Source organism: Ruegeria sp. CDSB117, from assembly GCF_059611005.1.
Genome location: NZ_JBXWOS010000009.1, coordinates 170,834 through 188,334 on the forward strand (window position 1 = coordinate 170,834; position 17,501 = coordinate 188,334).

General features: G+C 55.2%; 15 protein-coding genes, 1 tRNA gene and 1 pseudogene. 5 read left to right on the top strand and 12 right to left on the bottom strand.

Annotated elements, in window-relative coordinates:
- Positions 1 to 73: 73 nt before the first annotated feature.
- Entirely contained in the window at positions 74 to 835 is a 762-nt protein-coding gene (locus AC2FJC_RS12455) for an NAD kinase (RefSeq protein WP_496739755.1), read from the bottom strand.
- Positions 836 to 1,003: 168 nt separating this feature from the next.
- Here AC2FJC_RS12455 and glyA point away from each other — a divergent pair, with 168 nt between their 5' ends.
- Complete coding sequence (gene glyA, locus AC2FJC_RS12460) at positions 1,004 to 2,299, top strand: serine hydroxymethyltransferase (protein WP_496739756.1); 1,296 nt, start codon at positions 1,004 to 1,006, stop codon at positions 2,297 to 2,299.
- Between the two features lie 64 nt (positions 2,300 to 2,363).
- Here the strand turns inward: glyA and AC2FJC_RS12465 are convergent, their stop codons facing one another.
- Entirely contained in the window at positions 2,364 to 2,738 is a 375-nt protein-coding gene (locus AC2FJC_RS12465) for a hypothetical protein (protein ID WP_496739757.1), read from the bottom strand.
- Positions 2,739 to 2,830: 92 nt separating this feature from the next.
- Between AC2FJC_RS12465 and AC2FJC_RS12470 the strand changes: the two genes are divergently transcribed.
- Positions 2,831 to 3,589, top strand: coding sequence for an alpha/beta fold hydrolase (locus tag AC2FJC_RS12470; protein ID WP_496739758.1), 759 nt, complete (start codon positions 2,831 to 2,833; stop codon positions 3,587 to 3,589).
- Here AC2FJC_RS12470 and AC2FJC_RS12475 read toward each other — a convergent pair whose 3' ends face one another.
- From AC2FJC_RS12475 to AC2FJC_RS12500, 6 genes are all read right to left on the bottom strand, one after another.
- Positions 3,590 to 3,778 (bottom strand): hypothetical protein, encoded by a 189-nt coding sequence (locus AC2FJC_RS12475; protein WP_496739759.1) that lies wholly within the window; start codon positions 3,776 to 3,778, stop codon positions 3,590 to 3,592. It abuts the gene before it with no gap.
- Between the two features lie 100 nt (positions 3,779 to 3,878).
- Positions 3,879 to 4,250 (bottom strand): rhodanese-like domain-containing protein, encoded by a 372-nt coding sequence (locus AC2FJC_RS12480; protein ID WP_496739760.1) that lies wholly within the window; start codon positions 4,248 to 4,250, stop codon positions 3,879 to 3,881.
- Positions 4,251 to 4,322: 72 nt separating this feature from the next.
- On the bottom strand, positions 4,323 to 5,675 hold the full coding sequence (locus tag AC2FJC_RS12485; RefSeq protein WP_496739761.1) for an HlyD family type I secretion periplasmic adaptor subunit: 1,353 nt from the start codon (positions 5,673 to 5,675) through the stop codon (positions 4,323 to 4,325).
- The gene (locus tag AC2FJC_RS12490) at positions 5,672 to 7,750 is read right to left on the bottom strand and encodes a type I secretion system permease/ATPase (protein ID WP_496739762.1); all 2,079 of its coding nucleotides are present in this window, start codon (positions 7,748 to 7,750) and stop codon (positions 5,672 to 5,674) included. Before AC2FJC_RS12490 ends, AC2FJC_RS12485 begins: the two co-directional genes overlap by 4 nt.
- A 251-nt stretch (positions 7,751 to 8,001) precedes the next feature.
- Positions 8,002 to 9,942 carry a type I secretion protein gene (locus tag AC2FJC_RS12495; protein WP_496739763.1) on the bottom strand — a complete coding sequence of 647 codons (1,941 nt, stop codon included), beginning with the start codon at positions 9,940 to 9,942 and terminating at the stop codon, positions 8,002 to 8,004.
- 128 nt (positions 9,943 to 10,070) lie between these two features.
- Positions 10,071 to 12,455, bottom strand: a complete 2,385-nt coding sequence (locus tag AC2FJC_RS12500) for a hypothetical protein (protein WP_496739764.1) — start codon at positions 12,453 to 12,455, stop codon at positions 10,071 to 10,073.
- Positions 12,456 to 13,059: 604 nt separating this feature from the next.
- Between AC2FJC_RS12500 and AC2FJC_RS12505 the strand changes: the two genes are divergently transcribed.
- Both AC2FJC_RS12505 and AC2FJC_RS12510 read left to right on the top strand, forming a co-directional pair.
- Positions 13,060 to 13,809: a helix-turn-helix transcriptional regulator gene (locus tag AC2FJC_RS12505; RefSeq protein WP_496739765.1), complete on the top strand. Its 750-nt coding sequence runs from the start codon at positions 13,060 to 13,062 to the stop codon at positions 13,807 to 13,809.
- Complete coding sequence (locus AC2FJC_RS12510; protein WP_108862396.1) at positions 13,802 to 14,299, top strand: hypothetical protein; 498 nt, start codon at positions 13,802 to 13,804, stop codon at positions 14,297 to 14,299. Before AC2FJC_RS12505 ends, AC2FJC_RS12510 begins: the two co-directional genes overlap by 8 nt.
- Before the next feature lie 8 nt (positions 14,300 to 14,307).
- Here AC2FJC_RS12510 and AC2FJC_RS12515 read toward each other — a convergent pair.
- Positions 14,308 to 14,393: transfer RNA gene (locus tag AC2FJC_RS12515), tRNA-Leu, on the bottom strand.
- A gap of 236 nt (positions 14,394 to 14,629) precedes the next feature.
- Here AC2FJC_RS12515 and AC2FJC_RS12520 point away from each other — a divergent pair.
- Positions 14,630 to 15,112 (top strand): hypothetical protein, encoded by a 483-nt coding sequence (locus AC2FJC_RS12520; RefSeq protein ID WP_496739766.1) that lies wholly within the window; start codon positions 14,630 to 14,632, stop codon positions 15,110 to 15,112.
- Positions 15,113 to 15,622: 510 nt separating this feature from the next.
- Here the strand turns inward: AC2FJC_RS12520 and thyX are convergent.
- The 3 genes and pseudogenes from thyX to AC2FJC_RS12535 all read right to left on the bottom strand — a co-directional run.
- Positions 15,623 to 16,378, bottom strand: coding sequence for an FAD-dependent thymidylate synthase (gene thyX, locus AC2FJC_RS12525; RefSeq protein WP_496739768.1), 756 nt, complete (start codon positions 16,376 to 16,378; stop codon positions 15,623 to 15,625).
- 15 nt (positions 16,379 to 16,393) lie between these two features.
- Positions 16,394 to 17,323 (bottom strand): dCTP deaminase, encoded by a 930-nt coding sequence (locus AC2FJC_RS12530; protein WP_496739769.1) that lies wholly within the window; start codon positions 17,321 to 17,323, stop codon positions 16,394 to 16,396.
- Positions 17,324 to 17,402: 79 nt separating this feature from the next.
- Positions 17,403 to 17,501: pseudogene (locus tag AC2FJC_RS12535) on the bottom strand (IS5/IS1182 family transposase); the annotation flags it as partial.

The window sequence follows — 17,501 nt, forward strand, 5'->3', positions numbered from 1 at the left end:
GATTAGCGGAAAGTTAATGAAGCTCATGTGAACTGCTTCACACAACTTCTAAAAAATTCGTAAGTCCCAAAATTTAGGTGAATTGCTCGGATATCAGGCGCTCTTCTAACCCATGCCCTGGGTCGAATAAAATGCGGTGCTGGATTGCAGGTTCAGAGCGGATCTCGACCCAGTCGATATCAGCGAAAGACACCGAATCTGCATCCGCCATGACCGGGCGCTTGTCCGCATCCAGCACATCAAAACGCACCTTGGCGATCTTGGGCAACAGCGCGCCGCGCCATCGGCGTGGCCGGAATGCAGCAATAGCCGTCAGAGCAAGAACATCTGATCCAATTGGCAGAATCGGGCCGTGAGCCGAGTAGTTGTAGGCGGTCGATCCGGCAGGCGTGGACAGCAGCGCACCATCGCAGACCAGCTCATCCATACGAACACGGCCATCGACGCTTATCCTGAGGCGCGCAGCCTGTGGTCCGGCGCGCAGCAGCGACACCTCGTTGATCGCCAGCGCCTCGTGCATCTTACCTGACTGATCCATCGCGCGCATGGCCAGTGGGTTGATGACTTCTTCCTCGGCCTCACCCAGACGGGCCATCAGATCCCCCTCGTGGAATTCGTTCATCAGAAAGCCGATTGTGCCGCGATTCATGCCATAAACCGGTGTATCCAGGTGCTGCATGTTGTGCAGCGTATGGAGCATGAACCCATCACCGCCCAGTGCAACGACCACATCGGCATCCCGCGGTGCCGCGTTTCCATAACGTTTCACCAGCACGTCGCGGGCTGTTTGGGCCACTTTGACGTCGCTGGCGAGGAAAGCGATTCTCTGGATCATTTGTTGCGGTTTCCGGTCTTGCACATTTGGTTCCGAAACAACCATACCTTTCCCCGATAAGCCAGACTTGACGCCGCAGCGGGCCAATTCGTCGCTTTAAAGCTTTTGCGCATGTACCGTTTCCGATAGGAAATCCGCAAGATTCTTACCCAGCCATGTGGAGCCCCCATGAACGCCAATCTCCGTGATACCGGATTTTTCACCCAGTCCCTATCTGACCGTGATCCCGAGCTGTTCGGCTCGATCACATCCGAGCTGGGCCGTCAGCGCGACGAGATCGAACTGATCGCATCCGAAAACATCGTCTCTGCCGCCGTGATGGAAGCACAAGGCTCGGTGATGACCAACAAATACGCCGAAGGCTATCCCGGACGGCGTTACTATGGCGGCTGCCAATACGTGGACATCGCCGAAAATCTGGCCATCGACCGCGCCAAAGAACTGTTTGGCTGCGGCTTTGCCAACGTTCAGCCGAACTCGGGCTCTCAGGCCAATCAGGGCGTGTTCCAGGCATTGATCCAACCCGGCGACACCATTCTGGGCATGAGCCTGGACGCAGGCGGTCATCTGACACACGGCGCGCGCCCCAACCAGTCGGGCAAGTGGTTCAATGCGGTGCAGTATGGTGTCCGCAAAGAAGACAACATGCTGGACTATGATCAGGTCGAGGCGCTGGCAAAAGAACACCAGCCCAAGCTGATCATCGCCGGTGGCTCGGCGATTCCGCGACAGATCGACTTTGCCCGCATGCGCGAGATCGCCGACATGGTCGGCGCTTATCTGCACGTGGACATGGCGCACTTCGCCGGTCTGGTGGCAGCGGGTGAGCACCCCAGCCCCTTCCCGCATGCGCATGTGGCGACCACCACCACGCACAAAACCCTGCGCGGCCCGCGTGGCGGCATGATCCTGACCAATGATGAAGATATTGCTAAGAAAGTGAATTCGGCCATCTTCCCCGGCATTCAGGGCGGCCCGCTGATGCACGTGATCGCGGCCAAGGCCGTGGCCTTTGGTGAGGCGTTGCAGCCTGTGTTCAAGGATTACATCAAGCAGGTCATCGTGAACGCACAGGCCCTGTCGGACCAGCTGATCAAGGGCGGTCTGGACACGGTGACCCACGGCACCGACACCCATGTGGTGCTGGTCGATCTGCGACCCAAAGGCGTGACCGGCAACATTGTCGACAAGGCTCTGGGCCGGGCGCATATCACCTGCAACAAGAACGGCGTGCCGTTTGATCCGGAAAAACCGACCATTACGTCGGGCATCCGTCTGGGCTCCCCCGCCGGCACCACCCGCGGCTTTGGCGAAATCGAGTTCCGCCAGATCGCAGATTGGATCATCGAAGTGGTCGATGGCCTGGCTGCCAATGGCGAAGACGGCAATGGCGCAGTTGAAGCCAAAGTCAAAGCCGAAGTTGCAGAGCTTTGCGCAAAATTCCCGATCTATCCAAACCTGTAACCCACACAGGGATCACAGATCAGAACGGCGTCCAAAGGGCGCCGTTTTTTTGTTGGAAATGCAGTCAGATGTAGCCGCGCCAGCGCAGGACAATAACTGCCAAAGCCGCCAGCGCCAGAAATCCCAAAGCAACCGCCCCCAGAAAATTCAGGAACCAGCCCCAGCGGCGATCGGCCAAGTTTATACCGCTCAGATGGGTCTGAACTTCTTCCGATGCCTTGGCCAGTTTTGGAGCGTCCAAAACCAACCGTAACTTGGGGTGCGAGGCCATTTGCTCGGCACCCGCCAGCAACATTGCCTGCTTGTATACGCGGCGTGGCAATCGGCGCTTGGCCTTGCGGACCGAAGCCGTCAGCGTCTGGTCCTTTACACCCAGCTTTTCACGCAGCAATTGCACTGTCTGCGCGATCTGGCTTTGGATATCTGTGGTTTGCGACATGACGTTGCCTCCTGCCTGCGCAATCTAACCTCAGCCCGCAGGGGCGACAATGGGGGCTGGTCGTTTCAAACGCACGCAGGTATCAAACCAGAATGCTGAACACGATCATTCACGGTGAACCGACCTCAAACCCTCCTCTGCTGATTGCGCATGGGCTGTATGGATCAGCCCGAAACTGGGGGGTTATTGCGCGCCGACTATGTGACGAAAGGCAGGTCGTTGCAGTCGATATGCGTAACCACGCCTACAGCGAATGGACAGATCAGCACGGTTATCCCGATTTGGCCGAAGATCTGGCCGAGGTGATCCTGCACCTTGGCGGCAAAGCGGATGTTGTCGGGCATTCGATGGGTGGTAAGGCTGCGATGATGTTGGCGCTGAGCCACGGAGAATTGGTGCACAAGCTGGTTGTGGCGGACATTGCGCCCGTTACTTATTCGCACAGCCAAATCCAATTCATCGAAGCCATGCGAGCCGTGGATTTTTCAACGATTGAAAGACGCTCGGACGCCGAGGGACAGTTGGCAGCGCAGGGCGTCGAAAAAGCTTTGCAGAGCTTTTTCACGCAATCTTTGGACGTCAAAGGGAAGCGTTGGCTTCTAAACCTTGACACGCTGGCGGCCGAGATGCCCAAAATCATGGGCTTTCCGGAAATTGATGCATCCTGGAACGGCCCCGCCCTGTTTTTGTCCGGTGGCGATTCCGATTACGTCCTGCCCGAACATCGCAGCACCATCCGCGCGCATTTTCCCGCCGCACGATTTGCGAAAATCCCCGGCGCAGGCCATTGGCTGCACGCCGAGAAACCTCGTGAGTTCGAAGCCGCGGTCAGGACCTACCTTAACGCCTGATCAGGCTGTATTCTGGTACAGTTTCTTCGCCACCAACCAGGACACTGGCAAGGCCGCCACACAGCCAGCTGCGGCTGCAGAAACGATTGCAACGGTAGACACCAATCCTGCGGACAGGACGGCAATAACGCCTGACCCGGCCAGAGCGGTTGCGATCAAAGTATACAGGATGGAGGCAAGGCGTAGCATCGTCAGTTGTCCTTTTGTCAGAAGCCCGATTATCGCTTTAGACAACTGGTCTGCTATACGCCTTGATCTGCGTCAGATTTCAACGGACAGAGGTCAGAAATCAGGCCACTTCGCCGCCACCGTTGACCCAGTCCGGCAACCCACCGATGTTGTAGACCTTTTCATACCCCATATCTTTCAACAGCTTGCCCGCCAGTGCCGCACGACCACCAGCCGCGCAATACAGCACGATTGCGCGGTCCTTGCGCAGCTCGGGGTCATGGGATTTCAGCGCGTCGTCAGCGCGGAATTCAAGCATACCGCGTGGGATATGATGCGCGCCTTGCGCACGGCCGGTTTGCTGCAGCTCGACCGCGTCGCGTACGTCCAGCAATAATGCACCCTGCCCCATCAATTTCTTTGCTGTGTTTGTGTCGATCCGTTCGACGGCAGCGTTTGCTGCCTCCATCATCTGGCCTACGGTTAATGGCATAAAGCGTCCCCTCTGGTGAATCTCACCAGAGGCTAACACGGTAAACCGGGAAAGAGCAGGTCTATAGAGCGATCAGTGCTCGCGGAAGGCGCGCGACATACTGTCTGTCACAGGCTTTGCAATATAGGCCGCAAAGGTGCGTTCCTCGGTCTGGATCATGATCTCGGCGGGCATTCCGGGTGTGGGAACAAATCCACGCACGCGGTCCATCTCATCGGGTTCCAGCGAAATGCGCGCCAGATAAACCTCTTGCGGAATTCCTCCAGAATCTTCCACCAGCGCGTCCGCCGAGACATAGTAGACCTCGCCGCTCAGCACAGGAGTGGTACGCTGGTTAAGCCCGACCAGTCGAACCGTTGCTTGCTGCCCCATCACGACGCTGTCGATTTCCGTTCGGGGGATCTGCGCCTCGATAATCAGGGGGGCATCCGAAGGCAGGATTTCCGCGATAGGCTCACCAGTTTCGATAACACCGCCAGCCGTATGATAGTGCAATCGCACTACGGTTCCCGTAACCGGGGCGCGCACAACCGCACGGTCCAGAACGCTTCGGGCCTGCCGGGATTTTTCGCGCACACTTTCCAGATCAGCCGCAATCACGCTCAATTCATCCAACGCAGCCTCGCGATAGGCTGATCGCGTGCGGGAAATCTGTTCTTCGTATTTCAGAAGCATCTGGTTGATTTCAGCCGTTTCAGCCGTCAACCGCGCCAGTTGGCCCTCGGCCTCGGCCTGCACGCGGCGGATCGTGTTGATGTCGCCCTTACGCACCAACCCTTTTTTGAACAGTGCTTGTTTGGTTTCGAACTCTTCCTGCAAAATTTCCGAACGCCGAACCATACTTTCCAACTGCGCCTCGAACCCGCTTGAGCGAATTTTCAACGCTTCCATGTTGCGTTCCAGCAAAGCGATGTCGTTTAGCAACGTCTTACGGGATACATCAAAGCTTATTTTTTGCCCGTCAAGGATCGCCATCACCTCGACATCGTTCGACGCTTCAATCAGTTCCGGCGAGAACTCAAGCCGATCGCGCTCATTGTTTTCAGCGGACAAGCGCTGGGACATGGCTTGCAGGCGAATTTTGCGGATGAACAGTTCGCGTTCGTTTGACTCGGCCGAAGTCTGGTCGAGGGTCATAAGAACTTGCCCTTTGATAACGGCTTGACCCTCGATGACTTTGATATCTTCGATGATCCCACCTTCGAGGTGCTGAACAATCTTATTGCGACCTGTGGCAACAAAGCTGCCCTGCGCGATTACCGCCGCGGCCAATGGCGCACTGAAGGACCAGACGCCAAACCCGCCAAAGCAGACAACCAGCAAGATCAAGCCGACAGTAACAAAGCGGTGGATCGACCGCGGCACCTCGGCATACCAAACTTCTGGGTCCTTCGGGTCATTGTTTACGGGTACAATTTCGTTCATGTTGCCCCCCCCTGCTGCGACTGAATACCTGGTTTGTTCCCACGCGAGGCGTTCAACTGTTGCAGCACCTGTTCACGGTGACCAAACAGCGCCACACGACCATCTGTCAGCAGCATAATTTTGTCGACAACGCTCAACAGCGTCGGTTTCTGGGTGATCACCACGACGGTAATCTTGCTTTCCTTGGCCTGTTCAATCGCCCGCGACAGCGCCTGATCACCGGCAACGTCTAGGTTCGAGTTCGGCTCGTCCAGAACCACCATGCGCGGATTGCCAAAGAAAGCGCGGGCCAGTGCGATACGCTGCTTTTGCCCGCCCGACAGCGGTGAGCCATCTGCCGCAACCACAGTTTCATACCCTTGTGGCAACGTGGCAATCATGTTGTGCACATCAGCCAGAACAGCGGCGTCGTGGATTTGCTCATCTGTCGCGTCGGCACGCATCCGGCCGATATTGTCTTTGATCGTACCGGGGAACAGCTGAACATCCTGCGGCAAATAACCGATGCTCTCACCAAACTGACGTGGGTCCCAATTGCGGATATCCATCAGATCCAGACGAACACTGCCGGATGTCGGCAAGATCGACCCAACCAGCGTTTTGCCCAACGTGGTTTTTCCCGCCCCGGAATTGCCGATAACGGCAAGTGTTTCACCGGGATTAAGCGAAAAACTGATGCCGTTCAGGACAACACGTTTGGTGCCGCCCGGAACATAAAGAAGGCGCTCCACATCCATGCGCCCCTCGGGACGCGGCAGGCGCAACTTTTCAAATTGCAGGGCCGAATTGGACAAAAGGTTCTTGATGCGCCCAAAAGCGGCGCGCGTCAGCAGGAATGCATTCCAGCCTTCAATCGACCCTTCGATAGGTGCAAATGCGCGCCCGGCGATAATCGAAGCGGCGATGACCATACCGCCAGTGATCTCGCCCTGCAGCGCCAGATAAGCGCCCCAGCCCAGAATGGCAATTTGTGTCAGCAGGCGTATCGCACGCGAGATGGCCGCGAAGATCACGTTCCTGTCCTGCGCCCGTACTTGCCATGTCAGAGATTGTGCCGTGTCGCGACCCCAGATGCGTACCGCCTCGGGGATCATCGCCAAAGCGTTGATGATCTGGCTGTTACGCGCCATCGAGTCGAGGTGCAGGTTCGCCATTGATTGGGATCTGTTCGCCTCGGCAAATGGCTTGGCAGTCATTTTTTGGTTAATCACTGCGATAATCATCAGCAGCATCGCGGTTACGATAACGATTGATCCCAGCTGCGGATGCACCAGAAAAATCATCAGGATGAACAGCGGTGCAAAAGGAACGTCAAGGAATGAAATCAACGTCCCCGACACCAAAAAACCGCGCACTTGCTGAAGATCGCCCAGCGTCTGGTATTCCCGGCCGTTGCCGTGCAGCGACGCATGTGCTGCCGCACTTAGAACGGGCGCGCCCAATCGCGCGGCAACCTCGACCGCTGTACGCATCAGAATAAAACGGCGCACCGCGTCAAATGCCGCCTGAAAGATCACGGCACCCGCAACAATGGCGGTCAGCATGATCAGTGTATCCAAAGACCGGCTGGTCAGCACCCGGTCACTGATTTGAAACAGGTAGATCGGGATCGCAAGGATCAGGATGTTGGTTGCGCATGTCAGAACCAGGACAAATGCCAGATTGCGCCAGATCGCCTTTAGCGAGGTGCGCAGAGTATTTTGGAAATCCTCTGGCGGCGTGCGTTTGTGGAATGTCTGGGGTGGCCCGTTGCCGTCACCTCCGCCCGTTTGTCGGAGTTGCATCGGCTCGTTCGCCTTAGCCTCGATAGTGGCACCTAAGTGTTCACCGCCCTTCGAGCGCGTTTGGGGGGTCACCCGCGCAGTCGTTTCTGTGGCGGTGTTAGGATCGGGGCTTTGGGCTTCTTCGGCCACCCCAGCGTCGCGGCCCTGGGCATTCTGATCTTGAGCGGGCTGCGACTGTTCGCGCCGGGGTGAAGCCGCGGCACGAGTTGGTGGTTCCGACCTGGTTTTGGTCGCCTGCTTTTTGGGCTTCACAGCTTTTGCGGCAACCGCATCGTCCTTTTTCGCAGTCATCTTGGGACTGTCCTCTGGATCTGGTACACGCATTTCTTTGTTCAAACGCAAACTTGGCGTCTTAGCTGCTTTTGGTAGGGATTCATCGCTGCCATGCGGCTGCGTGGGCGTGCCAACGCCCTCAATATCAAGCGGGCTGGCATCAGAAGAACGACGCGACGAAAATACAATCGACATTTTAAATCTTTCGGAACACTCGTAACAAATACAGTCATTACGCTAACACGAATTGACCAAATCAGGTAGAAATTTCACGCTAGCATCGTTTGCATCGCATCATCGGTGCTAGCATTTTCAGAAGGCGTAAGGTTCGATTGTGCCTGTGCGATAGCGTTATCGCCAATCGCCGCAGTCTCTTCCATAAGAATGGCAATGGCTTCGTTGGCCAGCTCAGTAGCGTCAGGCACGTCGGGGATGTCAATCAGTTCAGCCTGATGCAACAGAAGGTCCGAGTATTCGCCGCCCGCCGCCATAATTGTTGAGTCGACACCGGTTTTGGTGATGTTGGCTGCATTCAACAGGGCGTTTCCGGCGCCGTTGACCGCGGCATCAACGGCAGCGGCTGCTTCAAGCGAAATATCGTCCTGATCCTGCAGTAAAGTGACCTGTTCGACCGCATTGATCTGCAAAAGATCGCCTTCGATCTTCAGTACGCGGATCAACTCCATCCCGGCATAGTCGGGATTGGATGTCAAAGCATCCTCAAACGCCTCGCGATCAACCAATTGCATCGGCATGGCCTCGGCATGGGCCATGTCCAGCTCCTCCACCGTGTCCTCGCCGGTCGTCGTCAGATTGGCCTGGTTCATAACCAGATTGTCGTCACCCTCTTCCGGCTTGCCCTCGCCATAGACGTCATCATCCAACAGCGCGATGGTCTGGTGTAGCATATCGACCGAAATCATGTTTCCACCGATCATGATCAGATCGTAGAAATTGCCCAGTTCAATGATATTTGTAACATTGGTTAGAATGTTGTCGCCCAATGTGAACAGGCTGGTCGAAGCCATGACTTCCGTGTTTATCTTGTCGATATCTGTGGCGTCGATCACCTGCTTGATGAAGTTCGTGACCCACAGATCGCCTTGTATCCAAGTGACTGAGACAATCGGCTCCGCACCTGGCTCGGCTACATTGTCGTCCTGCCACCACTCTTCGCTGGCTTCGGTCCCGATAAATGATGCCTGAACCACATTAGTGTCGCTTTGCACGCCGGGTTCACCCTGGTCGATGTCAGACACCACCGCCACCTGGCTGACCACAGTCAAGCTAACGGATTTTCCGCCCACCGCGATGACCGGCGCGTCAACCCAGGCCACAGTGATGTTAACCTCGTTAATCGCAAGGTTTCCGCCCGCGATAACCGTATGGCCCTCGCCGAACTCATCATCATCCGAGCGGTCCCATTCGTCCGGGGTCATGTCTGGCGTATCGTCTTCTTCTTCCTCGTCTTCTGTCTGATGATGCGCGGGCAGAAGATCGTTCCAATCCGGAATTTCTTCGACCACTTCGCCATTAACAATAACGCCCAGCGCGTCCTCGCCGTGGAACTGGTAAATGGTCACGCCTTCGATTTGGGATATCATTGGCAACTGCATCTGCTCAGCCAGGCTTTCGAGGTATTCCAGCGACTTATAGTCTTCAATGTTCAGAGATGGCGTTGCAATGGCGTGCATCGACAACGCGACATCCAGCATCTGCTCGCCTTGCGCAATCTGGATCTCGATATCGCGAAAATCGCCATGACCGATGACATCGTTGTCGTTCAGGACAATCGCCTGGAACGTGTAGGTCACGGCCGAGCCGATGATGAGTGGTGGGACTTGTGGATCCAGAATTAATACTGCTGTCTGCGCCGTCCCCAACTGAACATCCGGAATATAGGGATCGGGTCCGAAGCTGGGACCGACATAAATCTCTGACAACGCAAGCGGCCCATCGGGCACGGGCGGCAAAGGAAGATCGGCAGGAGGAGGCAGAAGTTTATAAGGGAGTGGATCATATTCTCCTGGTGGGAGATCTAATTCAGTAGCGATCCGTATGGATATCGGATCGTCAAGTTCATCCAGTTCGACTTTGCGCCGAAGCGCCGTGAATTCTTCGTACTGATCTCTCAGCCGGGCCTGTTCAATCGTAAGCTCAAAGGTTCCAATAAAATGCGCTATCGTTTCTGTAATACTGTCGAGAGACATATCGGTTTCCTTTTCCCCGCCCCGGCCTAAAATTTCCGCTTTGGGTTTGTTGTGCCGAGGCCACTTGTCGCGGCCTCGGCGGTTTCGTCAGAAGGTCGGGGCCCGATAATTCGGGCCCTGACTGCGACTTACACGTCGGTGTCGTCGCTGTTGTGGGTCGCGGTCATCGAACCGCCAACCATTGTCGTATCGACCGAGTTGCCAAGAACGTTGGCACCCATGACGATCGACTGGTTGAACGCCGATGTATCGACCACGGCAGCTGCCGAAGCGTAGGACTCGCCGTTAACGATTCCATCACCGCCGTTGCCTGAACCCCACGATCCAGCATTGCCGCCGGCTCCGCCAGCACCCGAATAGGCGCCTGACGCATCGCCACCGTCGACGTCTGCACCGTTGGTGTCACCAAGCGTCGCCATACCGGAAGCGTCACCAGAGGTTCCGCCGTATCCGGCACCGGCACCACCGCCGCCGCCAACGCCCGACGTTGCTGTGCCAGTGGCACTGCCCGCTGCGGTCGAGGTTGCGTCGTTGTCCGACATAGCGTCGCCGCCATAACCAGCGATGGCCTCTGCCATGCTGTCTGCCGAACCGTCGGTTTCCGCCGTCGAGAAGACTTCGGACAATCCGCCGTCACCCGCGGTATTGGTCGCGTCAGCAGAACCCTCACCGGTCCCTGTGGATGCAGCATCTTGCTGTACGGCTCCGCCGCCACCGCCGACGCCGTCAGCCATCGCGGTCCCGGTTCCGGTACCCGTCGCTGAACCATCAACGTCATTGGTTCCGCCAGCACCGCCATTGACTTGCGCATCCTGGTTGTTGTCGGCTTCGCCGGTCACGTCACCCGGAGCTTGAGTGACCGCTGGACCTGTGGCGTCCTGATCACCTACACCCTGAGCATCGGCGGCCGCGTCAGCCGTACCACCGTTGCCGGATGCACCATTGCCGTCACCGCCGGGGCCGTTGCCACTGTCGGCGTTGCCACCGTCACCGTCGCCACCGTCACCGCCGGCACCTGCAGCACCCATGCCGTCACCGCCAGGGCCGTTGCCGCTGTCAGCGTTGCCGCCGTCACCGTCACCGCCGTCACCGCCGTTCCGGTTGCCGCCGTCGCCACCAGTACCGTCGCCACCAGTACCGTCGCCGCCGTCACCGCCCGGGCCGTTGCCAGCATCTGCGTTGCCGCTATCGCCGTTACCGCCATCGCCGTCACCGCCGTTTCCGCCGTCACCGTCACCGCCAGGGCCGTTACCGCCATCTGCGTTGCCGCTGTCGCCGTCGCCGCCATCACCGTCACCACCGGTGCCGTCTGCATCCGCGCCGGCCAGACCTGCTGCAAGACCTAGTCCGATGTTGCCACCCGATGTCGCGTCGTTGGCTTCGGTATCGCTGTCACTCTCGTTGGCAGCGAGACCAAGGTTACCAGCCAGACCGCCACCGCCGTTTGCATCGTCGGATTCGGAATCGTTGTCGGTATCGACGTCTACGTCATTGTCGGCGTCCGAGTCGTTGTCGCCGCCGGCTGACTCTCCGTCATTGCCGGCGTCCGACGAGCCAAAGCCCAGACCAAGACCGATGGAACCAGCGTTTCCGCCTTCACCACCGTCGCTGTCGACATCCGAGTCTGCGCTGCCGTCATTGTCAGCATCCGAGTCGCTGTCAGCGTCACCGCCGTCACCGGCACTGCTGCTGCCATTCGATTCAGCATTAGAATGCCCAACGCCCAGACCGAAGTTGGTTGCCTCGCCGGAATCTCCGCCGTCTCCGCCTTCGCCGTCACCATTGGCGTCACCGGATGTTCCTCCATCGGCATCAGCCCAGCCACCTTCTGTGTCACCACTGGCATCGCCGCCAGTTGTATTGCCACCTTTTCCAGAATCGCCGCCATCTGCACGCGAACCAATACCTTCAGCAGCGTTTGCGGTTCCGCCATAGGCGTCACCCTTCTGCTCGAAGGTGCCGTCATTGGAAACTTCGGCACTTTCCAGAATGTCGTTGTCTTCCAGTGTAGCAACTTGATTGTTGATTGCTGCCATAGCGGTCGTTGTACCGCTCATGTCAACATCCAGGTTCATGTCATCGCCGGGATCATAGTCAATGTCGCCGCCAGCAGTGATCACGTCACCTACGCTCGCATCGTCGCCCAGATCCAGATCGACCTGATCGTCATCGCGCGGAATCCACTCACCGCCACCAAAATCGATGTGAACTGAGTTGGAATTGTCGTTGCTGTCATCACCACCATTATAGTTCTGCTGGTTCTGATCTTGGTCCTGATCCTGGTCTTGATCCTGATCCTGGTCCTGATCCTGGTCCTGATCTTGCTTTTGCTTCTGATCCTGATCCTGATCGTTATCTACGCTGTTGTCGTTGGTTTGCTCTTGCTCATTCAGATTTGCGTCAATCTGAGCTTCTTCGACTGTAATATCGGCATCGATATCAACATGGGCCTCTTCGACCTCAACTTCACCGATTGCAGTAATGTCGTTGTACGGTTGGTTGCGTCTACTCATAATAGTTCTCCACTTAACAAGCGCACTGACCGTCACTCATCTCTAAAACGGTTACTGGCGCAGTTGAATAATAAGAGCCGCACCCATGCGCAAAACGCGCGTGTGCGGTTTCGTTCAGTGAATTTTACCCACCCTCCTTTCTCGGCTTAGCCGACACCGTGTCTGCGGAAGTAGCTCGCGTTAATGCGCGATTCGCAGACACATCAGGAATTAAGGCTTCAGAATAGAAGCGGGATCATGGTTACAGGCGGAGCGCGTCGTGAATAGCTACCTTAAAGGACTAGAACGCCCAGGGCCTTGATTTCATTACTGTAATGCTCGTGTGATCGAATAGCGGACGCAGCAACGGCCAATTGCGCGGGTCAAATCTCACAATTTGGGAAACCCATTATTTTCCACCACTTACGCGAGAGGAAGTACTGCCGACCTAAACGAAAGCATTAGAACTGAATTTTCGGAACGGCGCACATCATTGATAAAACTTGTACTTTCAGCTATAGTTGTGCCCCAATAGCGTAAGTTAATTTAATTCTGTTCTACCAGTACTGGTTACAATTTCGCCGTTATTTTTCGCGGCGTGGGTTAATTAAAAGGGGGCGTGGCAATGGGCATTCCGATTCAGGAAGATGCTGGTCAAAACGATTACAATCCCGAAGAATTCTCGATCAATTTCGTCGGCAAAGAACTCTTCTATTCAAATCAAACGATCCATGGTGTCCAATCCGAGTTTGGCGTGATCACGCGCCGGATCGAAACAATTGACGCGCTGTCTGCGCCAAGCGGCTCGGACGTTGGGGCCGGAAAAGTGGTCGTCGTCGACCAGATGATGCTGGACGACCTGTTGAACCGACCGCAGGCCTATGTGGAAATCGCGGGATCTGGCAGCTTGGCCTTTGCTTACCGCAAGGAAGAAGCAGCCCGGCTTGCATTCGAAAAGTGGGATCGCAGCAAATTCGGCGACATCGGATACCTTCCGATGAACGTCGCACCGGATGTATGGCGATCTATTTTGCGCCTGCTGTTGCATGAAGAACTGTACCTGCCATGTTTCCTTGCGGATTGCGTGGCACATTCACCCACGCCGTCGAATGGTGCGCCAGCAGCGACTTCAAAGCCCAGCGACCTCCACCCGACATACTCCAAGCTGACACGCCGGGAAAAGCAGGTGCTGAAACTGGTGTCGAAAGGTCAAAGCAACAAGATCATCGCATCGAACCTGGGCATCACCGAACATACGGTCAAACTTCATATGCATAACGTGGCGGGTAAGATCGGTGTCAGCAACCGGACTGCAGCCGCGCAATTCTATTTCGAGGTTGCGCCGGACGAAGCGCGAGAACTGCCGGTTGACTGACGATTTCGAAGCCCGATTTGACCGCCTGATCCTGCTGGTCGGCAAGTTGAACTACATGTGGACCAACACGGAAAGCCTGTTGATTCACCTAATCGCCGGGTTGACCCGCACCAACAAGGATACCTCGGTCATTATCTTTCTGACGCTGAACACGACCCGCGCCAGAATTGATCTGGTCGAGCGGCTGGCCAAGATGGAGGGCCGCCCGCCAGACATCCGTGACCCAATCCTTGAGCACACGAAACGTCTCAGCAAGCTTTCGGGAATTCGGAACAGATACAACCATTGCATCTATTCCTTCGACCCAGACAGCGGCAATCCGAAGACAATCCTGATGCGCATTGCGGACCGGAAGACGGACATCAAACTGGGCCGCCAGGATACGGTTGACGAAGGTGCGATGAAAGAAATCGAAAAGGTGGTCGACCAACTTTCAGTGGCGAACCGGGAAATGTGGAAACTGATCAACGATCTTGGTTTTCCAGCTTAGCAATGCGCTGGTGCGGGCGGTGGGACTCGAACCCACACGGGCATACGCCCTTCAGATTTTAAGTCTGATATGTCTACCATTCCATCACGCCCGCTCAGCGTGCCAAGCCTCTGTTGGACCTCAGGAACTCAGTAAGGGCATCAGATCACGAATTCAATGCGTTTCACCTGGGAAAATTCGGCATCAAAACGTCGCGGTATCCCCCGCATTTCCCCTGCCCGTCCATCGCCGCGGCACTTCAATCACTTTCTCTTGGGTTGCATGACGCTTGCTTAACCTCCACTTGGAGTTAAACTATGCTGCAGAGCAGAAAAGCAATTGAGTTAAATCGTGAGCACCGAGCAAAAGTCCTTTGAGGATCGTATCGCCCAAATCAATAAACGCACGGAAGAAACAGCCCGGAAAAATCCCAGACCCAAAACCGATAACATCTGGAAACGCCTCGCCTATCCAGGGGCATTCTTGGGCGCATTTACGCTTGGCTCCATGGTGGTTTTTCTGACCCGTTTCATTCAGTTTCAAATGGTGGGCGTGCCGGAAGCAGGCAAAGTGAACACGCAGGACTTTATCGGCATCGCGATGGCCAGTCTGGCGGGTATGGTCATTTCGATGTTTCTCAGGGACAAGCAAAAAGAGTTCGCAAGTGCCAGCACAGTTGGGGTCTTGTTGACAACTTTCACGTTCCACAATCTGGTTTGGGCCTACCCCGTTCAATTCGAACGAATGTACAGTGAGGACTGGGTTGAGTTCATGCAAAAGATTACCGAGCCCTCCAGCCTATACATCTTTGGCATCACTATCGGATTAAACTAAATATCGAGGGCCGAGGGATCGCTGCCAGCTGCAGCGGAAAAGTGAGTCGTGCACCATTCGAAGCAGAATTTTGATATCGCCCAATCAGCCACCAAATAGCAGCTAGAGCAAGCGCGCAGATAGCGCCCCAATCTGACTGAGACAGAATCGATCTGTTCGTGCAGTCATTCCGGTACATTACTGCATCTTAGATATTGGAGATTTAGTGGTGCCCCCACACGATTTCAAGCCACAGAGCGTTATTAATTTAAGATGTTTATTTTCAACTACTTATAATGTTGATTCTCGTATTACCGAGAATGCAAGTGTCCTAAAAGCAAGGCGTCGTGTGTACTAAATAGGTGCCGTGAATGCCCGCTTTGTTTGATCATGACATTCTACCAACAAGCCTACGTCGTACACCTCCACGTCGCGAACACCAGCGCAGCAATACATACTAGGTGCGTTCTCCATTCAAGTTGCAGGTTACGCTATTCGCCCGCTTTCAAATCGACTAAATCCTCAATCGAACTAAACGGGTTTGGTAGAAATTATTCTTTCACCGTCTGCGTGCTGAACAACCTCGATGCCCTGAAAAAGGCTGGGAGCGTCACGAGCGATAGCATTAAAAACCGTGCATGCTACAGATCGCATTTCATAATCACCTTCGATTGTTCCGCGCACTTCAAAGAAATGACGGAGAGCACGAGCATTTGCTGTGACGGCAATCGCTGTTTCCGCAGCATTTGGTAGTAAAGAGCGGGCGATTGAGCGGCGGTGACGAAGTGCTTCTTTCGGCGAGAGATGCTCTGAGGAAGTTGTGTCTAGCAGCCTCCTGTAAGCCGCTCGAAGGGAATTCGCGGCTTCATTCCACGAGGCACTATTTTCGTTTGAAAGTCCTGCAGGAGGTACAAATTCGACTTCACTTTCGTCATGATATTGCTGAGAAAGCTGGCTAAAGGCAAAGCCTACTCGATGGCGAACTAACTGATGTGTAAAGGCGCGGCTAACCCCATCAAGTAAAAACGACCATGAAACATGCTCAAGTACACTACCGTGCCCCGAAGCAATCAAATTCCGGATGTAGTCGCTATTTGGATGGCGAATTGTATTCGTGTCCTCGCTGAAGGACATATAGCATACCCTACCGCAGAACTCGACGAGGCGTTCTGGGTCACGGGCTTTTTGTGATTCCGCCCATCCCATGCCGCGGTCCATCAAGAATTGCTCAGCGGCATTCGCATCAAAGTTCGGGCGGGAAAGTACATAGATCCGGGGTAGGGTCACTTCTATCGCTGCTTTCTATTTTGTAGGCTGGTCGGGTGTTAGGGCGCGCTCAAGTGCGTCAAAGCGTTCATCTAACTTCAATGCATCGCTAGTGTTCTGCATCAAATCGACTTTTCGCTGCAGTACCGCAATATCCTCGTGAGCCTTCGTAAGCGCGAGTTCTAAAGGCGCTTTTGCTGACTTAATCTTATTGTCGACTTCTGTCTCCGACGCAATAACAGAAAAATCCGCAACCGTTCCGATTACTAATGCAACAATGATACCAATCGTAGCCGAAGCGATTGGGACCCCCCATTTGACCCACTCAACATATCGCGTCTTCGCATCTAAGGCTGCGATAGCGGCGCTATTTGCAGCTTTTTCGGCACGCGATGTGTAGTTGCCAAAATCAGGGGCGAGGACGCTGACAGCTTCATAGTCGCTTCTTGCTTCGCTGATTTCTCCACCTCGCCTTTGAAGATAGTCGGAATGCACAGGGAGGTCATGCGTTTGATCAAATCGAAATAGCATCAGCGAAATTATTTCGAGCCCTTCGTTTAGCAGTATGTCCTCACGCCCCATGTTGATAAGCGTAAGGCGCAGTCGCCCGCAGTACCCCGGGTCAACATGGCCTGGGTTTGTGACCAATAGCCCCTTGGACGCCACTCTGGCAGGAGGAAAGCCGAAACCGGAAATTTGAGCACTAAACCTTAGAATTTCACGCGTTTCGACAACTACGCTGTGGCCAGCTTCCAATCGCCACTTTGTAGCGACCTGAGCTTCTTTCTGTTCAAGCGACCCTTCTGGGATGAGGATTCGACCAATACGCAAGTCAATGGAACTAGGCTGGATAGCAGCGTCTTTGCGACCCAATTCTGTATCTTCTTTGTCGAGTGGTTCAATCGCCAGTTCGTTTTCTTCAATTGCCAGAACAATTTCTTGGTCAGACATTAGTTTCGCGCCCATGATCAACCTCAAATTCCTACAATCCGGCTTTGTTATTGCCAGATGCATGCGAAGAGAACTAGGCTCCAGACTCATTGATTTACAACCAGAATAGAACGGTGGCCGCGAGTGCGATGGCTGACAGGAAGACCTTCGGGCATCTGTCGTATCGGGTTGCGACCCGCCGCCAGTCCTTCAG

What these genes read in the sequence shown, in the direction of transcription:
- AC2FJC_RS12490 (WP_496739762.1), bottom strand. Translation starts at nt 7,750, where the DNA reads ATGACTGCGAAAAAGGACGATGCGGTTGCCGCAAAAGCTGTGAAGCCC.
- AC2FJC_RS12455 (WP_496739755.1), bottom strand. Translation starts at nt 835, where the DNA reads ATGATCCAGAGAATCGCTTTCCTCGCCAGCGACGTCAAAGTGGCCCAA.
- AC2FJC_RS12530 (WP_496739769.1), bottom strand. Translation starts at nt 17,323, where the DNA reads ATGGGCGCGAAACTAATGTCTGACCAAGAAATTGTTCTGGCAATTGAA.
- AC2FJC_RS12475 (WP_496739759.1), bottom strand. Translation starts at nt 3,778, where the DNA reads ATGCTACGCCTTGCCTCCATCCTGTATACTTTGATCGCAACCGCTCTG.
- glyA (WP_496739756.1), top strand. Translation starts at nt 1,004, where the DNA reads ATGAACGCCAATCTCCGTGATACCGGATTTTTCACCCAGTCCCTATCT.
- AC2FJC_RS12470 (WP_496739758.1), top strand. Translation starts at nt 2,831, where the DNA reads ATGCTGAACACGATCATTCACGGTGAACCGACCTCAAACCCTCCTCTG.
- AC2FJC_RS12495 (WP_496739763.1), bottom strand. Translation starts at nt 9,942, where the DNA reads ATGTCTCTCGACAGTATTACAGAAACGATAGCGCATTTTATTGGAACC.
- AC2FJC_RS12465 (WP_496739757.1), bottom strand. Translation starts at nt 2,738, where the DNA reads ATGTCGCAAACCACAGATATCCAAAGCCAGATCGCGCAGACAGTGCAA.
- AC2FJC_RS12480 (WP_496739760.1), bottom strand. Translation starts at nt 4,250, where the DNA reads ATGCCATTAACCGTAGGCCAGATGATGGAGGCAGCAAACGCTGCCGTC.
- AC2FJC_RS12500 (WP_496739764.1), bottom strand. Translation starts at nt 12,455, where the DNA reads ATGAGTAGACGCAACCAACCGTACAACGACATTACTGCAATCGGTGAA.
- AC2FJC_RS12485 (WP_496739761.1), bottom strand. Translation starts at nt 5,675, where the DNA reads ATGAACGAAATTGTACCCGTAAACAATGACCCGAAGGACCCAGAAGTT.
- AC2FJC_RS12505 (WP_496739765.1), top strand. Translation starts at nt 13,060, where the DNA reads ATGGGCATTCCGATTCAGGAAGATGCTGGTCAAAACGATTACAATCCC.